This window comes from Agaricicola taiwanensis (assembly GCF_014635245.1).
GTDB lineage: Bacteria > Pseudomonadota > Alphaproteobacteria > Rhizobiales > Methylopilaceae > Agaricicola > Agaricicola taiwanensis.
In genome coordinates this window covers 522,476-539,346 of sequence record NZ_BMCP01000002.1, presented here as the reverse complement: position 1 = coordinate 539,346, position 16,871 = coordinate 522,476, and the positions used below count along the sequence as shown (strand labels likewise).

Genomic DNA, 16,871 nt, shown 5'->3' with positions numbered 1-16,871 from the left:
AGGACGTAAAGCCGACTCAATGTCTCAACGGGAACATTAGGCGCCCGAAAGGTCTCGCTGAAGCGAAAAGCGGTGATGGCGCCGATGAACAAACGTCATCGGCGCCATCAATTTGAAGTCAGTTGCCTGCGGCCTTCTTCACGAACTGGCCATCGAACGTCTTGCTGACATCCACAGTGGCCTTCGCCATCTCCGGATCATAGGACAGCAGTTCCATGGCAGCCTTCTGGCCCTCCTCGGTGATGACACCGGTGCGGGAATAGGTGGGCAGGGAGTTCTTGACAGCTTCCAGATAAAGCGTGCGGTCGTTCAGGTGATATTGCGCCGGCACCGTGTCCGCCACGTCCTCCGGCGTTGCCGTGTCCAGCCACTTCAGCGCCTTGTAGAGGCCGTTCACCAGGGCCTGCACCGTCTTCGGATTGTTCTCTATGAACTCCTGCTTGGTGTAGAGCACCGCGGCCGGATTGTTGCCGCCAAAGATCTTCTTGGTACCTTCCTCGGTACGCGTGTCCGCCAGGATGGTGATGAGGTTGTCACGCGCCAGGGTCGAGATGACCGGGTCCAGGTTGGAGATGGCGTCGATTTCGCCGCGCTGCATGGCGGCAACACCAGTGGCGCCGCCACCCACGCCGATGAAGGCGACTTCTTCCGGCTTCACCCCTTCCTTGGCCAGAAGATAGGTGGCGAACATGGCCGTCGAGGAGCCGGGAGCGGTGACGCCGATCTTCATGCCCTTGAGGTCTCCGATGGACTTCACCTTATCGGCTTTCTCCTTGCCCACGGCGAGCACGATGCCCGGGAAGCGTCCGAGCTCAAGCACGGCGCGGATGTCCTGCCCCTTGGTCTGCATGCGGATGGTGTGCTCATAGGCGCCGGTGACCACATCCACCGAACCACCGACCAGAGCCTGCAACGATTGGGAGCCGCCCCTGAAGTCGTTGATGGTCACGTTCAGGCCCTCTTCCTTGAAGAAGCCCTTCTGCTCCGCGATGGTCAGCGGCAGGTAGTAGAGCAGCGACTTGCCGCCAACACCCAGCGACACGTCAGGCTTCTCCACCTGCGCGAGGGCCGCGCTGCCGAAAGCAAGACTCGCGGCTGTCGCCAGTCCGAGGATGTTCAAGAGTTTCATGCCATTCCTCCCAGATGAATTATGGTTGTCATTGCGCCGAGGCTGACGGCGCGGGCCGCCACACCAAAAGTCGGTTCTCGATCATGGTCACGATGGTGTCGATGACGATGACGAAGATCGTCAGGACCAGCATTCCCGAAAAGACACCGGTGACATCGAAGGTCATCTCGGCCTGTTGGATTCGATAGCCCAGCCCGGCGGAGGCCCCAAGGTATTCGCCCACCACGGCACCCACCAGCGCGAAGCCCACTGATGTGTGCAGCGAGGAGAACATCCATGAGAGCGCGGAGGGCAGATAGACATGCCGCAGCAGCTGACGGTCGTTCATACCCAACATGCGCGCATTGGCCAGCACCGTCGGGCTCACTTCCTTCACACCCTGATAGACGTTGAAGAACACGATGAAGAACACCAGGGTGACGCCGAGAGCGACCTTCGACCAGATGCCGAGGCCGAACCACAGCGCGAAGATCGGCGCCAGCACCACGCGCGGCAGAGCATTGGCTGCTTTGACATAAGGATCGAACACCGCGGCGAGCAGCGCGCGTCGGGCAAACCAGAAGCCGATCAGGATGCCGCCGATAGCACCGATGGCGAAAGCCAGAATCGTCTCGGTCAATGTGATGCCAAGATGATGCCACATCTGGCCGGACGCGAAATCACTCCAGGTCCGTTCCAGCACGTCCAGCGGCGTGGAAAAGAAGAACGGATCAACGAAGGGCTTGTTGTTGCCCCAGAACGGAATGGTCGTGGAATAGTGCCAGAACAACAGGGCAAGGACCGCCACCAGGAACTGCAGCACCGTTATCGTCGCGCGGCTCATCCCTGGTCTCCCTGCTCATAAGCCTTGATGACTTCCGTTTTGAGTTCCTGCCAGATGGCTTTGTAGATTCGGCCAAACTCGGGTGAATGGCGGATTTCCGCCGGATCGCGCGGTCGCTCCAGGTCCACCCGGTGATCGCCGATGATGGAGGCGCCCGGCCCCGCCGACATGATGATGACGCGATCCGCCAGCGCTATGGCTTCCTCAAGGTCGTGGGTGACGAACATCACGGCCTTGCGATCCTCCGACCACAGCTTGAGCAGGAGCTCGCACATCAAGGCCCGTGTCTGCGCATCCAGCGGACCGAAGGGCTCGTCCATGAGAAGGATCTTCGGGTCTAGAATGAGCACCTGAACGAGAGCGACACGCTTGCGCTGGCCGCCGGAAAGCTGATGCGGATAGCGGTCGAGGAAGGCCTTGAGACCGACGCGCGCCAGCCACCGCGTGGCGCGTTCCCGCGCCTCCGCGGACCGGACACCGCGCACCTCAAGTCCTACGGCGACGTTCTCAATCGCGGTCTTCCACGGCATGAGCGCATCGGCCTGAAACAGATAGCCCGCATCGCGGTTGAGACCTGCCAAGGGGGTGCCGCCGATGAGGACTGTTCCCGCCGCAGGTTTCAGCAGGCCCGCCGTGGCATTCAGCAGGGTCGACTTGCCGCAGCCGGTCGGTCCCACGATGGCGACGAATTCGCCTTCGGCCACATCAAGCGATACGCCGTCGACCGCGCGGTAATAGCCGCCGCCGCGTTCGGGAAAGCCGATGTCGATGGTATCCAGCCGAACAGCCGGCGTCACATGAGATGGTGCAGCCACCACGGCTGTTTGCGCCACACGGTCCTCCCTTCATTCTCAGCGGTCTTCTGCCGACTGTTGCAAACCAAGGTACCCGCATCTTGGCAAGAGGCAATAAGGATTAGAAGCCGCCATCTTGACGGGAAGGGTCACCGCAGGCCAGACCCCTCGAAGGGTTGCTAGATTCGAAGCGAGGTGTGCCGAATATGTTCGATTTTCTGAGAGAATTCGTTGAAACAAGCGGATACCTCGGCATCTTCCTGCTGATGTTTGCGGAAAATCTTTTTCCTCCTATTCCTTCCGAAGCGATCATGCCGATCGCGGGGTTCAACGCGGCCGATGGAAAACTGTCGCTCGCGGGTGTTCTCATCTCGGGCACGCTCGGGGCGCTCGCGGGAGCGTACTTCTGGTATGTGATCGGCAGGGTGTTCGGCTACGAGCGCCTCCGCTGGCTGGTCGAACGCTACGGCTTCATCTTCACCGTCACGCCCGAAGAGCTTGATCGCGCCCGGGCCCTTTTCGAGCGCCATGCCCGCAAGGCCGTGTTCTTCGGTCGCCTGATCCCGGCCATTCGCTCCGTGATTTCAATTCCGGCCGGCGTCGCGGCGATGCCTCAGCTCTCGTTTCTGTTCTGGAGCCTCATCGGCACTGTCATCTGGACCTGCTTTCTAACGTTTGCGGGTTATATCCTGCATGCGCAGTTTGAGCTGGTCGTCGGCTGGGTGAACCCCGTCAGCAATGCGGTCGCCATCGCCGTGGTTCTGCTTTACCTCTACCGGCTTGTCACTGGTCGCGGCCGCACAGCGCGGAAAAGCTGACAACAAAAAAGCCGCGGCAGTAACGCCGCGGCTTTTCTTTTGAAATGATCCGCAGGCTCAGTTCTTGGCCTTGTCGACCAGGGCTTTCTGCTTGATCCAGGGCATCATGTCGCGAAGACGCTCGCCCACCTCTTCGATGGGGTGCTGGGAAAGGCGTGCACGCGTGGCCTTGAACGAGGTTTGGTTGACCTTGTTCTCCAGCATCCAGTTGCGGGTGAAGGTTCCCGTCTGGATGTCGTTCAGCACCTTCTTCATCTCCGCCTTGGTCTCGGCCGTCACGATGCGGGGACCGGTGACATACTCGCCATATTCGGCCGTGTTGGAGATGGAGTAGTTCATGTTGGCGATGCCGCCCTCATAGATGAGGTCGACGATCAGCTTCACCTCATGCAGGCACTCGAAGTAGGCCATCTCGGGCGCGTAACCCGCCTCGACCAGCGTCTCGAAGCCTGCCTTGATGAGTTCGACAAGACCGCCGCAAAGAACTGCCTGCTCACCGAACAGGTCGGTCTCGCACTCTTCCTTGAAGGTGGTCTCGATGATGCCGGCGCGGCCGCCGCCGACGCCCGAAGCGTAGGACAGGCCGATGTCATGGCTGTTGCCGGTGGCGTCCTGATGGACGGCGATGAGGCACGGCACGCCGCCGCCCTTGAGGTATTCGCCGCGCACGGTGTGGCCGGGCCCCTTGGGCGCCACCATGAGGACGTCGATGTCCTTGCGCGGCTCGATCAGGTTGAAGTGGACGTTGAGGCCGTGCGCGAACAGAAGCGCGGCGCCTTCCTTCATGTTGTCATGGAGCTCATCGCGATAGATGTCGCCCTGCAGCTCATCCGGCGTCAGCATCATGACGACGTCGGCCCATTTGGCGGCCTCGGCCACGGTCATGACCTTGAGGCCCTCGCCTTCCGCCTTCTTGGCGGTGGGCGAGCCGGCGCGCAGCGCCACGGCGATGTCCTTCACACCGGAATCGCGAAGATTCAGGGTGTGAGCGTGCCCCTGGCTGCCATAGCCGACGATGGCGACCTTCTTGGACTTGATGAGATTGAGATCGGCATCCCGATCGTAATAGACGCGCATGACTTGAGCCTCGTGTTGAACGTCTGGTGGATGTCTGGGTGGATCGGACGCCGCCCGGGAAGGTTCGGGCGCCTTTTAGCGCTGCGGCAGCCGAATTGGAACGATGAATTCGTGAAAGAGGGCCTTCCTGAAATTTAATGACTGGAACCGGCTGCCAGCAGAATGTCGCCGTTCGACGTCAGCGCCACCTCCGTGGCGAGAGCGACGGCATCGCGCATCATGGTGACGCTCATGGAGGGGGCCTCGCGGGCAACAGCTTGCAAGGGACTGAACGGAACGTGCAGGAATCCGACCTTCATATCGGGAAGGCGTGTTTCGGCGAGATGCCGCGCAAGATAGAAGACATGGTTGCAGACGAAGGTCCCGGCGGTATTTGAAACTTCGGCGGGAATGCCGGCCTTCATTAGCCTTGCAAGGATCGACTTCACGGGAACCGTGGCGAAATAGGCGTCGGGCCCATTAGCCACCACCGGAGCATCGACCGGCTGCGCACCTGACTCATCCGCGTGCCTGCAATCATCGATGTTGATGGCGACACGCTCGATGCCGATCCGGCTTCGCCCCCCGGCCTGACCAACGCTGATGACGACCGAGGGCGTGGTGGCGGCAATGGCTTCCTCCAGCCTCTCAGCCGCAAGCTGGAACACACAGGGCAGACGGAGCGTCTCGACCGCATGGCCGGCGATGGTGCCCGTGCTCAGACGCTCGATGGCATCCCAGGAGGGATTCACCGTTTCACCTGCAAAAGGTGCAAAGCCGGTCAGAAGCACACTCATCTCGCCCTTCCGCTCACATGGCTTCAGGGCCGCGCGCGATGGCGGCAACGCCCGTCCGTGCCACTTCCACCAGCCCCAATGGCAGCATGATGGAGATGAATTCGTCGATCTTGTCCGGCTTGCCGGTGATCTCGAAGACAAAGCTTTCCACCGTTGCGTCCATCACTCGGGCACGGAAGGCGTCCGCAAGGCGCAGCGCTTCCACTCGGGTCTCGCCCTTGCCCCGCACCTTCACCATGGCCAGTTCGCGCTCCACCACGCGGCCGGCGGTCGACATATCCGTGACACGGTGGACCGGCACCAGACGCCCGAGCTGGGCCTCGATCTGATCGACCACCGCCGGCGTACCCGATGTCACGATGGTGATGCGCGACAGATGCTTCTCGTGCTCGGTCTCCGAGACCGTCAGGCTCTCGATGTTATAGCCGCGCGCGGAGAAAAGGCCGACGACACGGCCGAGAACGCCCGGTTCGTTGTCAACGAGGACGGACAGCGTATGGCGTTCGACAGGGCCGGTGTCGCGAGGCGGCATGGGAAAGCTCCGGAAGGTAGGAAAGCAACGGAAGGAAATAAGGAAAAAGGCAGGACCGATGCTCACGGCCCTGCCCTCATATGCGATCAGACGAGCATCTTGCCTGCGTCGTCGATGACGGAGCCGATGTCGTCGGCGGCATCGCCGAGGATCATCTCGTTGTGCGCCTTGCCCGAGGGGATCATCGGGAAACAATTCTCCGTCTTGTCGACGACGCAGTCGAAGATGACCGGCCGCGGCGTGTCGATCATCTGGCGGATCTTGTCGTCCAGCTCATCGGGCGTTTCAGCGCGGATGCCCACACCACCGTAGGCCTCTGCCAGCTTCACGAAATCGGGCAGAGCTTCCGAATAGCTGGAGGAATAGCGCCCGCCATGCAGCAGTTCCTGCCACTGGCGCACCATGCCCATATATTCGTTGTTGAGGATGAATATCTTGATCGGCAGACCATACTGAACCGCCGTCGACATCTCCTGCATGGTCATCTGGACCGAGGCCTCGCCCGCAATATCCACCACCAGGGCGTTCGGATGGGCGATCTGGACGCCGACAGCCGCCGGCAGCCCATAGCCCATGGTGCCGAGGCCGCCCGAGGTCATCCAGCGATTGGGCTCATCAAAGCCGAAGTGCTGGGCTGCCCACATCTGGTGCTGGCCGACTTCGGTCGTGATGTAGACCTCTTTGCCGCGGCTCAGTTCATACAGGCGCTGAATCGCATACTGGGGCTTGATGACGTCCTTGGAGGAGCGGAAGGAAAGGCTCTTGCGCGCCCGCCACTGGTCGATCTGCTTCCACCAGTCCTCCAAAGCGGTTTTGTCGACCTGCGGCGAAGTGCTGCGCCACAGTCGGACGATGTCCTCGAGCACATGGGCGACATCGCCAATGATGCCGATGTCGACGTGGACGTTCTTGTTGATCGACGAAGGGTCGATATCGATGTGGATCTTCTTCGATCCCGGTGAGAAGGCATCAAGCCGGCCGGTGATGCGGTCATCGAAGCGTGCACCGATGCACAGCATGACGTCGGCATCATGCATGGCGTTGTTGGCCTCGAAGGTGCCGTGCATGCCGAGCATACCCAGCCACTGCGGGCCCGATGCCGGATAGGCGCCGAGGCCCATCAGCGTGGAAGTGACGGGGAAGCCGGTCAGATCGGCCAACTCCCGCAGAAGTTGGCTCGCCTGCGGGCCGGAATTGATCACGCCACCGCCGGTATAGAGGATGGGGCGCTTGGCCTCGCCCAGCAGCTCGACCGCCTCGCGGATCTTGTCGAGATCGCCCTTCACCTTCGGCGCATAGGTCTTGTGCGCGACGTTCTTCGGCGGGCTGTAAGCGCCGGACGAGAACTGGATGTCCTTCGGGATGTCGACGACGACAGGTCCTGGACGGCCGGAGCGCGCGATATAGAAGGCCTCGTGCATGACACGCGCCAAATCATTGATGTCGCGGACAAGATAATTGTGCTTGGTGCACGATCGAGTGATGCCGACGGTGTCGCATTCCTGGAAGGCATCGGAGCCGATCAGATGCGTCGCAACCTGCCCGGTGATGACGACGAGCGGGATGGAGTCCATCAGCGCGTCGACGATGCCCGTGATGGCATTGGTCGCGCCTGGGCCCGAGGTCACAAGAACGACGCCGACCTCACCAGTGGAGCGGGCATAACCTTCCGCCGCATGTGTCGCGCCCTGTTCATGGCGCACAAGGATGTGCCGAACCTCATCCTGCTGGAACAAAGCGTCATAGATCGGCAAAACCGCGCCGCCGGGATAGCCGAAGATGTGCTTGACGCCCTGATCGACGAGCGAGCGGACGACAATCTCCGCTCCAGTCATCATCTCAGCCATGACGTCACCTCCTGTTTGTTTCTCGTCCTGTTTCACCTCGCGCGCCCCAAGGCAAGGGGAAATCGAGGCAATAAAAAAGGGCCCCAAGGGACCCTGCATGCGCCACCTTTCGGATATCGACCCCTAGGGTCGTCCGGCCGATGGCGCTCCAAGTACTACAATGATCTTACGCAGCATGTGCGAAATGTCCTGATTTTGATTTCACGGGGAAAATAACGGCACCGCGCTGGCTGGTCAAGAGCATTTCAATTTCAACCGGAAAATAAGGATAGGTGCAGATGCACTGAAATCAACATCGATTCCTGGAAGAAAAGGTATTCGTTTCCAGTTGCTTGCGACCTTTAAATGACTACAGTCGCCGCGCATGACATCCCATCGAAGATGTCGCATTCTCCCCAACTGGAGGCTAACGCCGTGCTTCAGAAGTCTTCAACCCTGCGTTCGTTCGCAGCGGCCCTGCTGGGCCTTGGGCTCGCAGCTGCTCCCGCTGCCGCGCAGTCCGATTTCCCGACCCGCCAGATCACCCTGGTTATCCCCTTCGCCGCAGGCGGTTCCACCGATCTCGTCGGCCGCGTCATCGCCAACAAGATGGGCGAAGAGCTTGGCCAGCAGATCGTCGTGGAGAACCGCGGCGGCGCCGGCGGCAACCTCGGCGCGGCAGCGGTCGCCAAGGCCGATCCGGATGGTTACACCATCCTCATGGGCACCGTCGCGACCCATGCGCTGAACCCCGCGCTCTACAAGTCCATGCCCTACAATGCCGAGACGAGCTTCGCGCCAATCTCGCTGCTCGTGTCCGTACCGAACGTCCTGACGGTGAACCCGCAGTTCGGACCGAAGACGATTGCCGAGCTCATCGAGAAGCTGAAGAAGGAACCGGGCGAGTACAGCTACGCCTCCTCCGGCAACGGCTCGCCGCTGCATCTGTCTGGTGAGCTCTTCAAGTCGCTCGCCGGCGTCGACATCGTCCATATCCCGTACAAGGGTTCGGGTCCCGCGCTCATCGACGTCGTCGGCGGCCAGGTGCCGATCCAGTTCGACAACCTTCCCTCCTCCACCGAGTATATCAAGACCGGCAAGCTCATCGGCCTGGCTGTGACCACCAAGGAACGGTCACCGCAGTTCCCTGATATGCCGACCATGGAAGAAGCAGGCGTCAAGGGCTACGAAACCTATAGCTGGAACGCGCTGTTCGCGCCCGCCGGCACGCCGAAGGAAGTCGTGGCCAAGCTCAACGAGGCGGCCAACAAGGCGATCGCCGATCCCAAGGTGAAGGAACAGCTGGCCGTGTTCAGCGCCACCACCGTGGGCTCCACGCCCGAAGAACTGGGCGAGCACGTAAAGGCGGAACTCGCTAAGTGGGCGCCCATCGTCAAAGCGTCCGGCGCTCAGATCGACTGATCGCTTCCGCAGAAACAAGAAAAGGCTCCCGTTCGGGGAGCCTTTTTTATTGCGCGGCTTTTATGGCCTGAAGCGCGAAACCGACCGCCTCATCCGGCCGCACCCAATGCCAGTCTGCCATCCGATGGCGAAACCAGGTTCGCTGCCGCTTTGCGTATCGCCTGGTATCGCCCTTGGCGCGGTCGATCGCATCGTCCAGCGCCATGGTGCCGTCGATGTGAGCCGCAAGCCACGGCATTCCATGCGCCTTCATGATCGGCAGTGTCGGATCGAGACGCCGCTCCACCAGGCACCGCACCTCTTCCATGGCACCCGCGGAGACCATGGCATCGAACCGTGCGTTGATCCTTTGCCGCAACACCTCCGGCTCCACATCGAGCACCAGCCTCAACGCGCGCTGAGGTTCCAGCAAACCGCCCGTCTCTTGCTGAAAACTCGCCAGCGAGCGTCCGAGACCATCGATCACTTCCAGCGCCCGAACCACCCGCTGCGGGTCCGTCGGTCGCAAGCGCGCCGCCATGACCGGATCCCGCCTCGCCAGTTCCTCATGCAGCGCCTGCACCGGTTCGGTTCGCCCCCGCCGGCGCCAGTGCTCCCGCACCTCGGCGGGAATGGGCAGCACCTCGGCTAGTCCCTCGGTCAGGGCCGAGAAATAAAGACCCGTTCCTCCGATGATGATGGGAAGCGACCCGTCAGTTTCCTCCAGCACCCGCCGCACGTCGCCCTGCCACCGGCCAACCGAATAGTGCTCGCTGCCATCGACATGTCCGTAGAGAAAATGCGGTGCGCGTGCCTCCTCATCCGCGGGCGGTCGGGCGGTCAGGACGCGAAGATCGCGATAGACCTGCATGGAATCGGCATTGACGACCCGGCCGCCCAAAGCCTCAGCCAGTTCAAGTGCAACAGCCGACTTGCCGCTGGCGGTCGGACCGGCGATAAGCACGGCGCTTATCGAACGTTCAGAGCCATGACCCACGTCGCCACCCTCATCTCAAATCCCGCCGCGCCCGGTCTGACCGACGCCATCGTCACACGCACCGCAAAGAGCTTGCCACAGGCGCAAGCGCCGGTTTGGCTTGCGCCTGATGTGGCGGCGGACATTCCCTTCACCCCGGCGGCAGGTCAAGACGTACAAACCCTTCTTGACGCGCTGAAGCTCGATCTCCAGGGGCTGGCGGTCGATATCGCTGTGCAGGGAACCGCGCATCGCCGCAAGAAGCTTCTCGTGGCCGACATGGACTCCACCATGATCGGTCAGGAATGCATCGATGAGTTGGCCGGTGTCCTCGGACTGAAGGAGAAGGTGGCGGAGATCACCGAACGCGCCATGAATGGCGAGATCGCCTTTGAGCCAGCGCTGCGCGAACGGGTCGCGCTGCTGCGCGGACTGCCGAAGTCCGTCGTCGACGATGTGCTGGCTGACCGCATCACGCTTATGCCCGGCGCCCGGACCTTGGTGCGCACGATGAAGGCCAACGGCGCTTATGCCGCGCTGGTCTCCGGGGGTTTCACCGTCTTCACCGGGCCGGTCTCCAAGATGATCGGCTTCGACGAACATCGCAGCAACATCCTCCTCGTGGAGGGCGACACCCTTGCCGGCGAGGTGCAGGAGCCCATCCTGGGCAAGGAGGCCAAGCTTGCCTCGCTCAAGGAACTGACAGCGGCTCATGATCTCTCAATCGAGGACACTATGGCCGTGGGCGATGGCGCCAACGATCTTGCGATGCTGCAGGCGGCAGGTCTCGGTGTCGCCTATCATGCAAAACCGGCCGTCGCGGCCGCGGCGCATCTTTGCGTCGACCACGGCGATCTCACCGCGCTGCTCTACATCCAGGGCTACCGCCAGAGCGATTTCGCAGCCTGAGGCGAGCCTGATCGCCTCAATCGAGCTTGGCGGTGACGAAGCGGTAGGCCCCATCGGGCGAAGAAAACAGCAACTGTGCTGTGGTCTTGCCCGTGGCCTTCAGGCTCTTGATACGTTCCTTCAAACCCTCGCCGTCCCGCACCGCGTGCTGCTGGACTTCCAGCAACACAAAGCCCGGCGCGATCTGGGCCGCCGCCAAGGGCGCATCCTTGGAGACTTCGACGACCACCAGCGATCCCCGCACGGTTTGATCGATCGAGAAACTACGCCTCAATTCATCGGTGATATTGGCGAATTTGGCGCCGAAGGCATCGGCGGTGCCGGTCTGCTCGACCTCCGGAGCAGGTTCGGCCGCGCCGGTGTCGTCAGTCTCTTTCTCCAGCCGACCCAGCATCACCTTCAAGGTCTGCTCCTTGCGGTCGCGCAGAATGACCACATCGACGGCGCGATCATTGCCGGCGTCGGCCACGATGCGCTGCAGCGCCCGCGAGTCCGGCACCGGCTTGCCATCGATGGACAGGACCACGTCACCGATCTTCAGCCCCGCCTTGGCCGCCGGCCCCTCTTCCGTCACGCCAGCGATCAATGCGCCGCGCGCACGATCAAGCCCTAGGCGGCTGAGCAGCTCCGACGTTACGTCCTGAATGCGCACGCCCATATAACCGCGCCGGGTTTCGCCGTAGCGGACCAGTTGATCCACGACACGCGAAGCGGTCGTGATGGGAACGGCGAAGCCGATGCCGATGGAGCCGCCGGTCGGTGACAGGATGGCCGTGTTGATGCCGATCACCTCGCCGTTGAGGTTGAACAAGGGGCCGCCGGAATTGCCTTTGTTGATGGAGGCATCGGTTTGGATGAAGGCATCAAACCGTCCGGAGCGGATGTCGCGATTGCGCCCCGAGATGATGCCCGATGAGGCCGACAGGCCGATGCCGAACGGATTTCCCAGGGCCACCACCCATTCGCCCACGGTCAAAGCGTCCGAATTGCCATACTTCACCGCCTTCAGAGGGGATGACGGCTTTACGCGCAGCACCGCGATGTCTGTTTCCTTGTCGCGTCCCACCACCTCGGCAGGCAGCTTGGTCCCGTCGTTCAAGGTGACTTCGATGCCGTCGGACCCCTCGATGACGTGATTGTTGGTCACGATCAATCCTGATGGGTCCACCACAAAGCCCGAGCCTTCGCCGGTGGGCCGCCCCTGCGATTCGCCCTGCTCCTGGCGCTCGAAGAACTCCTTGAAGAATTCATCAAGCGGCACATCGGGTGAAAGCTCCGGCTGCCCTTCGGCATTCGGCGCGATGTCGGTGGAGACGCTTTCGGAGGTGGAAATCAGCACCACCGTGTCGATCACGTCATTGATGACCGTTGAAATCGCTTCAGGGCCGCGCGCCTGAGCGGGAGCCGGGGCCACCGTCTGCGCCTGTGACGTCAGAGGAAACGCCAAAGCCACGACAACCAGCGCCGCGGCAGAGCTCCGGCAGGTTCGGCCTATGACACCATGGTACGACATGCGGTCCCTCTTAAAGCATCGCCCCACCACGAGGTTATACTTGTCCGGTGGTGTCAGGCGACAGTTCTCCTCTGCCGGGAAAGGTCACGCTTGCGTGCGCGACCATCCAAGGCATCAGCCCCGTATCAACCAGACGATCAACACCCCGAGGATTGCAGAGCCGATGCCCGTGGCGCGAAGCACCTTTTCAGGTGTCTTCGCGGTCGCAAGCATCGCCATGCGCGTGGCATGGGGAAAGGCCGCGAAGACCAGACCCTCGATCGCGAGCACCATTCCGATCGCGACGATGAGGTCCGTCATTGCGGAGCAGCTGTCCCTGCGCCTGGCTGGCCTCCGGCCGGCGCTGCGGCCTCGGCTCCGGTCGGAGTATTGAAGAACCGGAAGAAGCTGTTGTCGGGCGAAAGCACCAGCCGGGTATTGTCACCCTTCAGCCCCTGCTCATAGGCCTGCATGGAGCGGTAGAAGGCGAAGAACTCGGGATCACGGCCATAAGCTTCGGCGTAGATGGCGTTCCGCTGGGCATCGCCCTCGCCTCGCTTCTGTTCGGAATCGCGGTGCGCCTCGGCGATGATCACGGTGACCTCGCGGTCGGCACGGCTGCGGATACGCTGTGCCGCCTCGCCGCCTTGCGCGCGGATTTCAGCCGCTTCACGTTCGCGTTCGGTCTTCATCCGATCGTAGATCGCCTGACTGTTCTCGTTGGGCAAATCGGCGCGACGGATTTTCACATCGACGACGCTGAGGCCGAGCTTCTGCGCCTCCCCGTTCACCTGATCCCGGATCTGCCCCATGAGCTGGGGCCGCGCGTCACGCACGACGTTCTGGAAGGTGTTCTCGCCGAGGACGCGGCGCAGCGACGAGTTGAGGAAGGTCGCGAGCCGGTTTGCCGCACCCTCGACCGAGCCGACGGTCTGATAGAACAAGAGGGCGTCGTGAACGCGGTAGCGGGCGAAGGCATCGACCACAAGGCGTTTCTGATCGGAGGCGATCACCTCCTGCGCGGGCAGATCCAGATCGAGAATGCGTTTCTCGATATAGACGACATTGTCGATGAACGGCGCCTTGAAGTGCAGCCCGGCCTCGCGGATCGGCATCTGCGGGCTACCGAAGCGGATGACGAGCGCTTGCTCTGTCTGTCGCACCGTGAACAGGGCGCTTACCGCCAGAATCAACGCCCCGATGACGACGACGGCGAGAATGCCAAGAAAGCCGGTTTTCATCGTGTGGCTCCTGTCTGGGCGGTCGGCGTGCGCTGAGGCCCGCGGGGCAGTTGATCGAGCGGAAGATAGGGTACGACACCGCTGGTTCCGGTGGCGGAGGGGTCGATGATGACCTTGTCCATGGAGCCATAAAGCTTCTCCATGGTCTCCAGGAACATACGCTGGCGGGTCAGCTCGGGCGCTTCGGCATACTCAGCATAGATCTGGGTGAAGCGGTCCGATTGGCCCCGGGCCTGGTTGACCACGCTTTCGCGATAGCCTTCCGCGGCCTGGGTGATGCGGGCAGCCTCACCTCGGGCTTCCGGCACCACGCGGTTCGCGTAGGCCTGCGCTTCGTTCTGCAGACGTTCCTGGTCGGCACGCGCCGCCTGGACGTCACGGAAAGCGCCGATGACCGTCTGCGGCGGATCGACCTTCTGGAGCTGGACCTGTGTGATGCGGACACCCGCGCCGTAAGCATCGAGCGCAGTCTGCATCAGTTCATGGACCTGGACTTCGGTGGTCTGGCGCGCACCCGTCAGGATGGGCTGCAGCTCGGACCGGCCGATCACTTCACGCATGGCGCTTTCCGCCACGGCATTGATGGTGCCTTCGACATTCTGAACGTTGAAAAGATAGTCCGCGGCGTCACCGACCACCCAGAACACCGAGAAGCTGACATCGACGATATTTTCGTCGCCGGTCAGCATCAGGCTTTCTTCCTGCACCGGGCGCAGGCCAACCGTGCGGTTGGTGTTGGTATCGGTGATGCGCACGCCGACGTCGATGCGCCGGTTCTCGGTCACATTGGGCGTCAGCACGGTTTCGATGGGATATGGCAAGTGGTAGTTGAGGCCCGGCGGGGTCGTACGGTGGAATTTGCCGAACCGGAGGACGACACCCTGCTCGCTCGGCTGCACGGTATAAAGGCCGGACAGCCCCCACAGCACCAGCACGACGGGAATCAGCAGGAGGAACAGGCCGCCACCGCCGCCGCCACCCGGGATCACGTTCCGCAGCTTGTCCTGCCCGCGGCGGAGCAACTCCTCAAGGTCGGAACCGTTGCCGGGACCGCCAGGACGTCCTCCACCGGACCCCCATGGTCCCGGATTCTGCTTCCACGGTCCACCGCCACCGCTCTGATTGCTCCAGGGCATATCGTCTCCACTCTATCGCCGATCTCTCTCGGACGGCCTCGCGACATGGCGTTGTATGCGACACGCCCTCGCGCTTCAACCATTCCGGCGTGTCAGGTGCGCAAGAACGTCAATCCAGTCAATGGCCGGATGCATCACCTTCGCGTCAGGGTCACGAAGGTGAAGGCATGATCGTCCTTCTCGCCCGCGCTGTGCGGCTCCCGCGAGACCTCACGCCAGATTGTTTCATCGACAGCCGGAAAGCGTGCGTCGCCCACGGGCGACGCATCAACCTCGGTCATCTCCAGACGGTCGGCGTAGGCCATGGCCTGGGCGTAGATCTCCCCGCCACCGATCACCGCGATTGATTTCGCCCGCATCTCCCGCGCCAGCACCTGACCGCGGTCCAGGGCCTCGTCGAGGCTCGTCGTTACATGAATCCCAGGGCCGAAATCCGCATAAGCGTTGCGCGTAACCACGATGGTCTCGCGGCCCGGCAAGGGTTTTCCGATCGATTGAAAGGTCTTGCGACCCATGATGATGGGCTGCCCCATGGTGAGCGCCTTGAAACGCTTGAGATCAGACGACAGCCGCCAGGGCAAGCCGTTATCGGCACCGATGACGCCGTTGCGCGCGACCGCCACCACCAGCACCACCGGCACCACCGGCACCTTCATCTGCCCTCCTCCCCGAGCTTCTTCAGCGCCTCTCCCGTCAGACGGCAGGTGGTCCAGCCGTCCATGAGCTCAGCGCCGCATGTGATGTAGAAATCGATGGAAGGCTTGTTCCAATCAAGCACCGACCACTCGAGCCGCGTCAGTCCTTCCGTCACGCAACGCACAGCCAGGGAGCGCAGGAGGGCTTTGCCCGCTCCTTTCCCGCGCATGTGCGGCTTGACGAAGAGATCCTCCAGATAAATGCCGTGTCGCCCGCGGAAGGTGGAGAAATTATAGAACCAGAGCGCAAGACCGACGACCTCGCCATTCCATTCAGCCAGGTCGCAGAAGACTCGCGGCCGGGAGCCGAACAAAGCCATCTCCATCATGGCCTCGGTCGCATCCACCTCATGCGTCAGCTTTTCATAATCGGCAAGTTCACGCACCAGGCCGAGAACCAGGGCGCCTTCACCGGAACGCGCAGGCCGAATGGTGAGGGTCACACCGCCACCGGAGCCTTGATCAGCGGATGAGGGTCATAGCCCTCGATCACGACATCCTCGTAGCAAAAGCCGAAAAGATCGCGCTTGGCGGGGTTGAGCTTCAGTTTCGGCAGGTCGCGCGGTGTACGGGCCAGTTGCTGGCGCGCCTGCTCCAGGTGATTGAGATAGAGATGCGCATCACCGAAGCTATGGACGAAATCGCCGGGCTGCAGACCAGCAACATGGGCCATCATGTGGGTCAGAAGCGCGTAGGAAGCGATGTTGAACGGAACGCCAAGGAAGACATCGGCCGACCGCTGGTAGAGCTGACAGGACAGCCGCCCTTCCGCTACGTGAAACTGGAACAGACAATGGCAGGGCGCCAGTGCCATGCGGTCCAGATCAGCGGGATTCCAGGCGCTGACCACAAGACGGCGGGAATCCGGATTGCGACGGATCTCGTCGAGGACCCAGGCGATCTGGTCGATCGTCCGGCCATCGGGCGCAGCCCACGACCGCCACTGCTGGCCGTAGACGGGTCCAAGATCGCCCTTCTCGTCCGCCCACTCGTCCCAGATGCGGACGCCGTTGTCACGCAGATAGCCGACGTTGGTGTCGCCAGCGAGGAACCACAGGAGCTCATGCACGATGGATTTGAGATGCAGCTTCTTGGTCGTGACCAGGGGGAAGCCCTGCGACAGGTCGAAGCGCAGCTGATGCCCAAAGACGGACAGTGTGCCGGTACCCGTGCGGTCGCCCTTCTGGACGCCCTCATCGAGAATGCGTTGGACGAGATCAAGATAGGCGCGCATAGCGATGATTCC

Annotated in this window: 18 protein-coding genes; 3 read left to right on the top strand and 15 right to left on the bottom strand. The window is 62.1% G+C overall.

What is annotated here, in order from left to right; translation table 11 throughout:
* Nucleotides 1-118: 118 nt before the first annotated feature.
* From IEV58_RS09990 to IEV58_RS09980, 3 genes are read right to left on the bottom strand one after another with little or no spacing between them, the layout of a single operon-like run.
* The gene (locus IEV58_RS09990; RefSeq protein WP_188409578.1) at nucleotides 119-1,129 is read right to left on the bottom strand and encodes an ABC transporter substrate-binding protein; all 1,011 of its coding nucleotides are present in this window, start codon (nucleotides 1,127-1,129) and stop codon (nucleotides 119-121) included.
* Nucleotides 1,130-1,157: 28 nt separating this feature from the next.
* On the bottom strand, nucleotides 1,158-1,952 hold the full coding sequence (locus IEV58_RS09985) for an ABC transporter permease (protein WP_188409577.1): 795 nt from the start codon (nucleotides 1,950-1,952) through the stop codon (nucleotides 1,158-1,160).
* Nucleotides 1,949-2,785 (bottom strand): ABC transporter ATP-binding protein, encoded by an 837-nt coding sequence (locus tag IEV58_RS09980; RefSeq protein ID WP_229729337.1) that lies wholly within the window; start codon nucleotides 2,783-2,785, stop codon nucleotides 1,949-1,951. Before IEV58_RS09980 ends, IEV58_RS09985 begins: the two co-directional genes overlap by 4 nt.
* Nucleotides 2,786-2,952: 167 nt before the next feature.
* Here IEV58_RS09980 and IEV58_RS09975 point away from each other — a divergent pair, with 167 nt between their 5' ends.
* Complete coding sequence (locus tag IEV58_RS09975) at nucleotides 2,953-3,564, top strand: DedA family protein (protein ID WP_188409576.1); 612 nt, start codon at nucleotides 2,953-2,955, stop codon at nucleotides 3,562-3,564.
* A 57-nt stretch (nucleotides 3,565-3,621) separates the two neighbouring features.
* Here the strand turns inward: IEV58_RS09975 and ilvC are convergent, their stop codons facing one another.
* The 4 genes from ilvC to IEV58_RS09955 form a co-directional block, all read right to left on the bottom strand.
* The gene (gene ilvC, locus IEV58_RS09970) at nucleotides 3,622-4,641 is read right to left on the bottom strand and encodes a ketol-acid reductoisomerase (protein ID WP_188409575.1); all 1,020 of its coding nucleotides are present in this window, start codon (nucleotides 4,639-4,641) and stop codon (nucleotides 3,622-3,624) included.
* Nucleotides 4,642-4,775: 134 nt separating this feature from the next.
* Entirely contained in the window at nucleotides 4,776-5,417 is a 642-nt protein-coding gene (gene pcp / locus IEV58_RS09965) for a pyroglutamyl-peptidase I (protein ID WP_188409574.1), read from the bottom strand.
* 13 nt (nucleotides 5,418-5,430) lie between these two features.
* Nucleotides 5,431-5,949 carry an acetolactate synthase small subunit gene (ilvN, locus tag IEV58_RS09960; RefSeq protein ID WP_188409573.1) on the bottom strand — a complete coding sequence of 173 codons (519 nt, stop codon included), beginning with the start codon at nucleotides 5,947-5,949 and terminating at the stop codon, nucleotides 5,431-5,433.
* Between the two features lie 86 nt (nucleotides 5,950-6,035).
* On the bottom strand, nucleotides 6,036-7,796 hold the full coding sequence (locus IEV58_RS09955) for an acetolactate synthase 3 large subunit (protein ID WP_188409572.1): 1,761 nt from the start codon (nucleotides 7,794-7,796) through the stop codon (nucleotides 6,036-6,038).
* Between the two features lie 414 nt (nucleotides 7,797-8,210).
* Between IEV58_RS09955 and IEV58_RS09950 the strand changes: the two genes are divergently transcribed.
* Complete coding sequence (locus IEV58_RS09950) at nucleotides 8,211-9,197, top strand: Bug family tripartite tricarboxylate transporter substrate binding protein (protein ID WP_229729336.1); 987 nt, start codon at nucleotides 8,211-8,213, stop codon at nucleotides 9,195-9,197.
* A 46-nt stretch (nucleotides 9,198-9,243) separates the two neighbouring features.
* Here the strand turns inward: IEV58_RS09950 and miaA are convergent, their stop codons facing one another.
* Nucleotides 9,244-10,140, bottom strand: coding sequence for a tRNA (adenosine(37)-N6)-dimethylallyltransferase MiaA (gene miaA, locus IEV58_RS09945; RefSeq protein WP_229729335.1), 897 nt, complete (start codon nucleotides 10,138-10,140; stop codon nucleotides 9,244-9,246).
* A 24-nt stretch (nucleotides 10,141-10,164) separates the two neighbouring features.
* On the opposite strand from miaA, the gene serB reads away from it, so the two are divergent.
* Nucleotides 10,165-11,061, top strand: coding sequence for a phosphoserine phosphatase SerB (serB, locus tag IEV58_RS09940; RefSeq protein WP_188409570.1), 897 nt, complete (start codon nucleotides 10,165-10,167; stop codon nucleotides 11,059-11,061).
* 16 nt (nucleotides 11,062-11,077) lie between these two features.
* Here the strand turns inward: serB and IEV58_RS09935 are convergent, their stop codons facing one another.
* From IEV58_RS09935 to IEV58_RS09905, 7 genes are all read right to left on the bottom strand, one after another.
* The gene (locus IEV58_RS09935; RefSeq protein WP_188409569.1) at nucleotides 11,078-12,574 is read right to left on the bottom strand and encodes a Do family serine endopeptidase; all 1,497 of its coding nucleotides are present in this window, start codon (nucleotides 12,572-12,574) and stop codon (nucleotides 11,078-11,080) included.
* Nucleotides 12,575-12,688: 114 nt separating this feature from the next.
* Nucleotides 12,689-12,874 (bottom strand): DUF2065 domain-containing protein, encoded by a 186-nt coding sequence (locus IEV58_RS09930; RefSeq protein ID WP_188409568.1) that lies wholly within the window; start codon nucleotides 12,872-12,874, stop codon nucleotides 12,689-12,691.
* Nucleotides 12,871-13,794 (bottom strand): protease modulator HflC, encoded by a 924-nt coding sequence (gene hflC / locus IEV58_RS09925; RefSeq protein WP_188409567.1) that lies wholly within the window; start codon nucleotides 13,792-13,794, stop codon nucleotides 12,871-12,873. The genes IEV58_RS09930 and hflC overlap by 4 nt, the downstream gene beginning before the upstream one ends.
* Nucleotides 13,791-14,930, bottom strand: a complete 1,140-nt coding sequence (gene hflK / locus IEV58_RS09920; RefSeq protein ID WP_188409566.1) for an FtsH protease activity modulator HflK — start codon at nucleotides 14,928-14,930, stop codon at nucleotides 13,791-13,793. The genes hflC and hflK overlap by 4 nt, the downstream gene beginning before the upstream one ends.
* Nucleotides 14,931-15,064: 134 nt before the next feature.
* Entirely contained in the window at nucleotides 15,065-15,586 is a 522-nt protein-coding gene (locus IEV58_RS09915; RefSeq protein WP_188409565.1) for a dihydrofolate reductase, read from the bottom strand.
* A complete protein-coding gene (locus IEV58_RS09910; protein WP_188409564.1) occupies nucleotides 15,583-16,068 on the bottom strand; it encodes a GNAT family N-acetyltransferase in 486 nt (161 codons plus the stop codon). Before IEV58_RS09910 ends, IEV58_RS09915 begins: the two co-directional genes overlap by 4 nt.
* On the bottom strand, nucleotides 16,065-16,859 hold the full coding sequence (locus tag IEV58_RS09905; protein ID WP_188409563.1) for a thymidylate synthase: 795 nt from the start codon (nucleotides 16,857-16,859) through the stop codon (nucleotides 16,065-16,067). Before IEV58_RS09905 ends, IEV58_RS09910 begins: the two co-directional genes overlap by 4 nt.
* Between the last annotated feature and the right edge of the window lie 12 nt (nucleotides 16,860-16,871).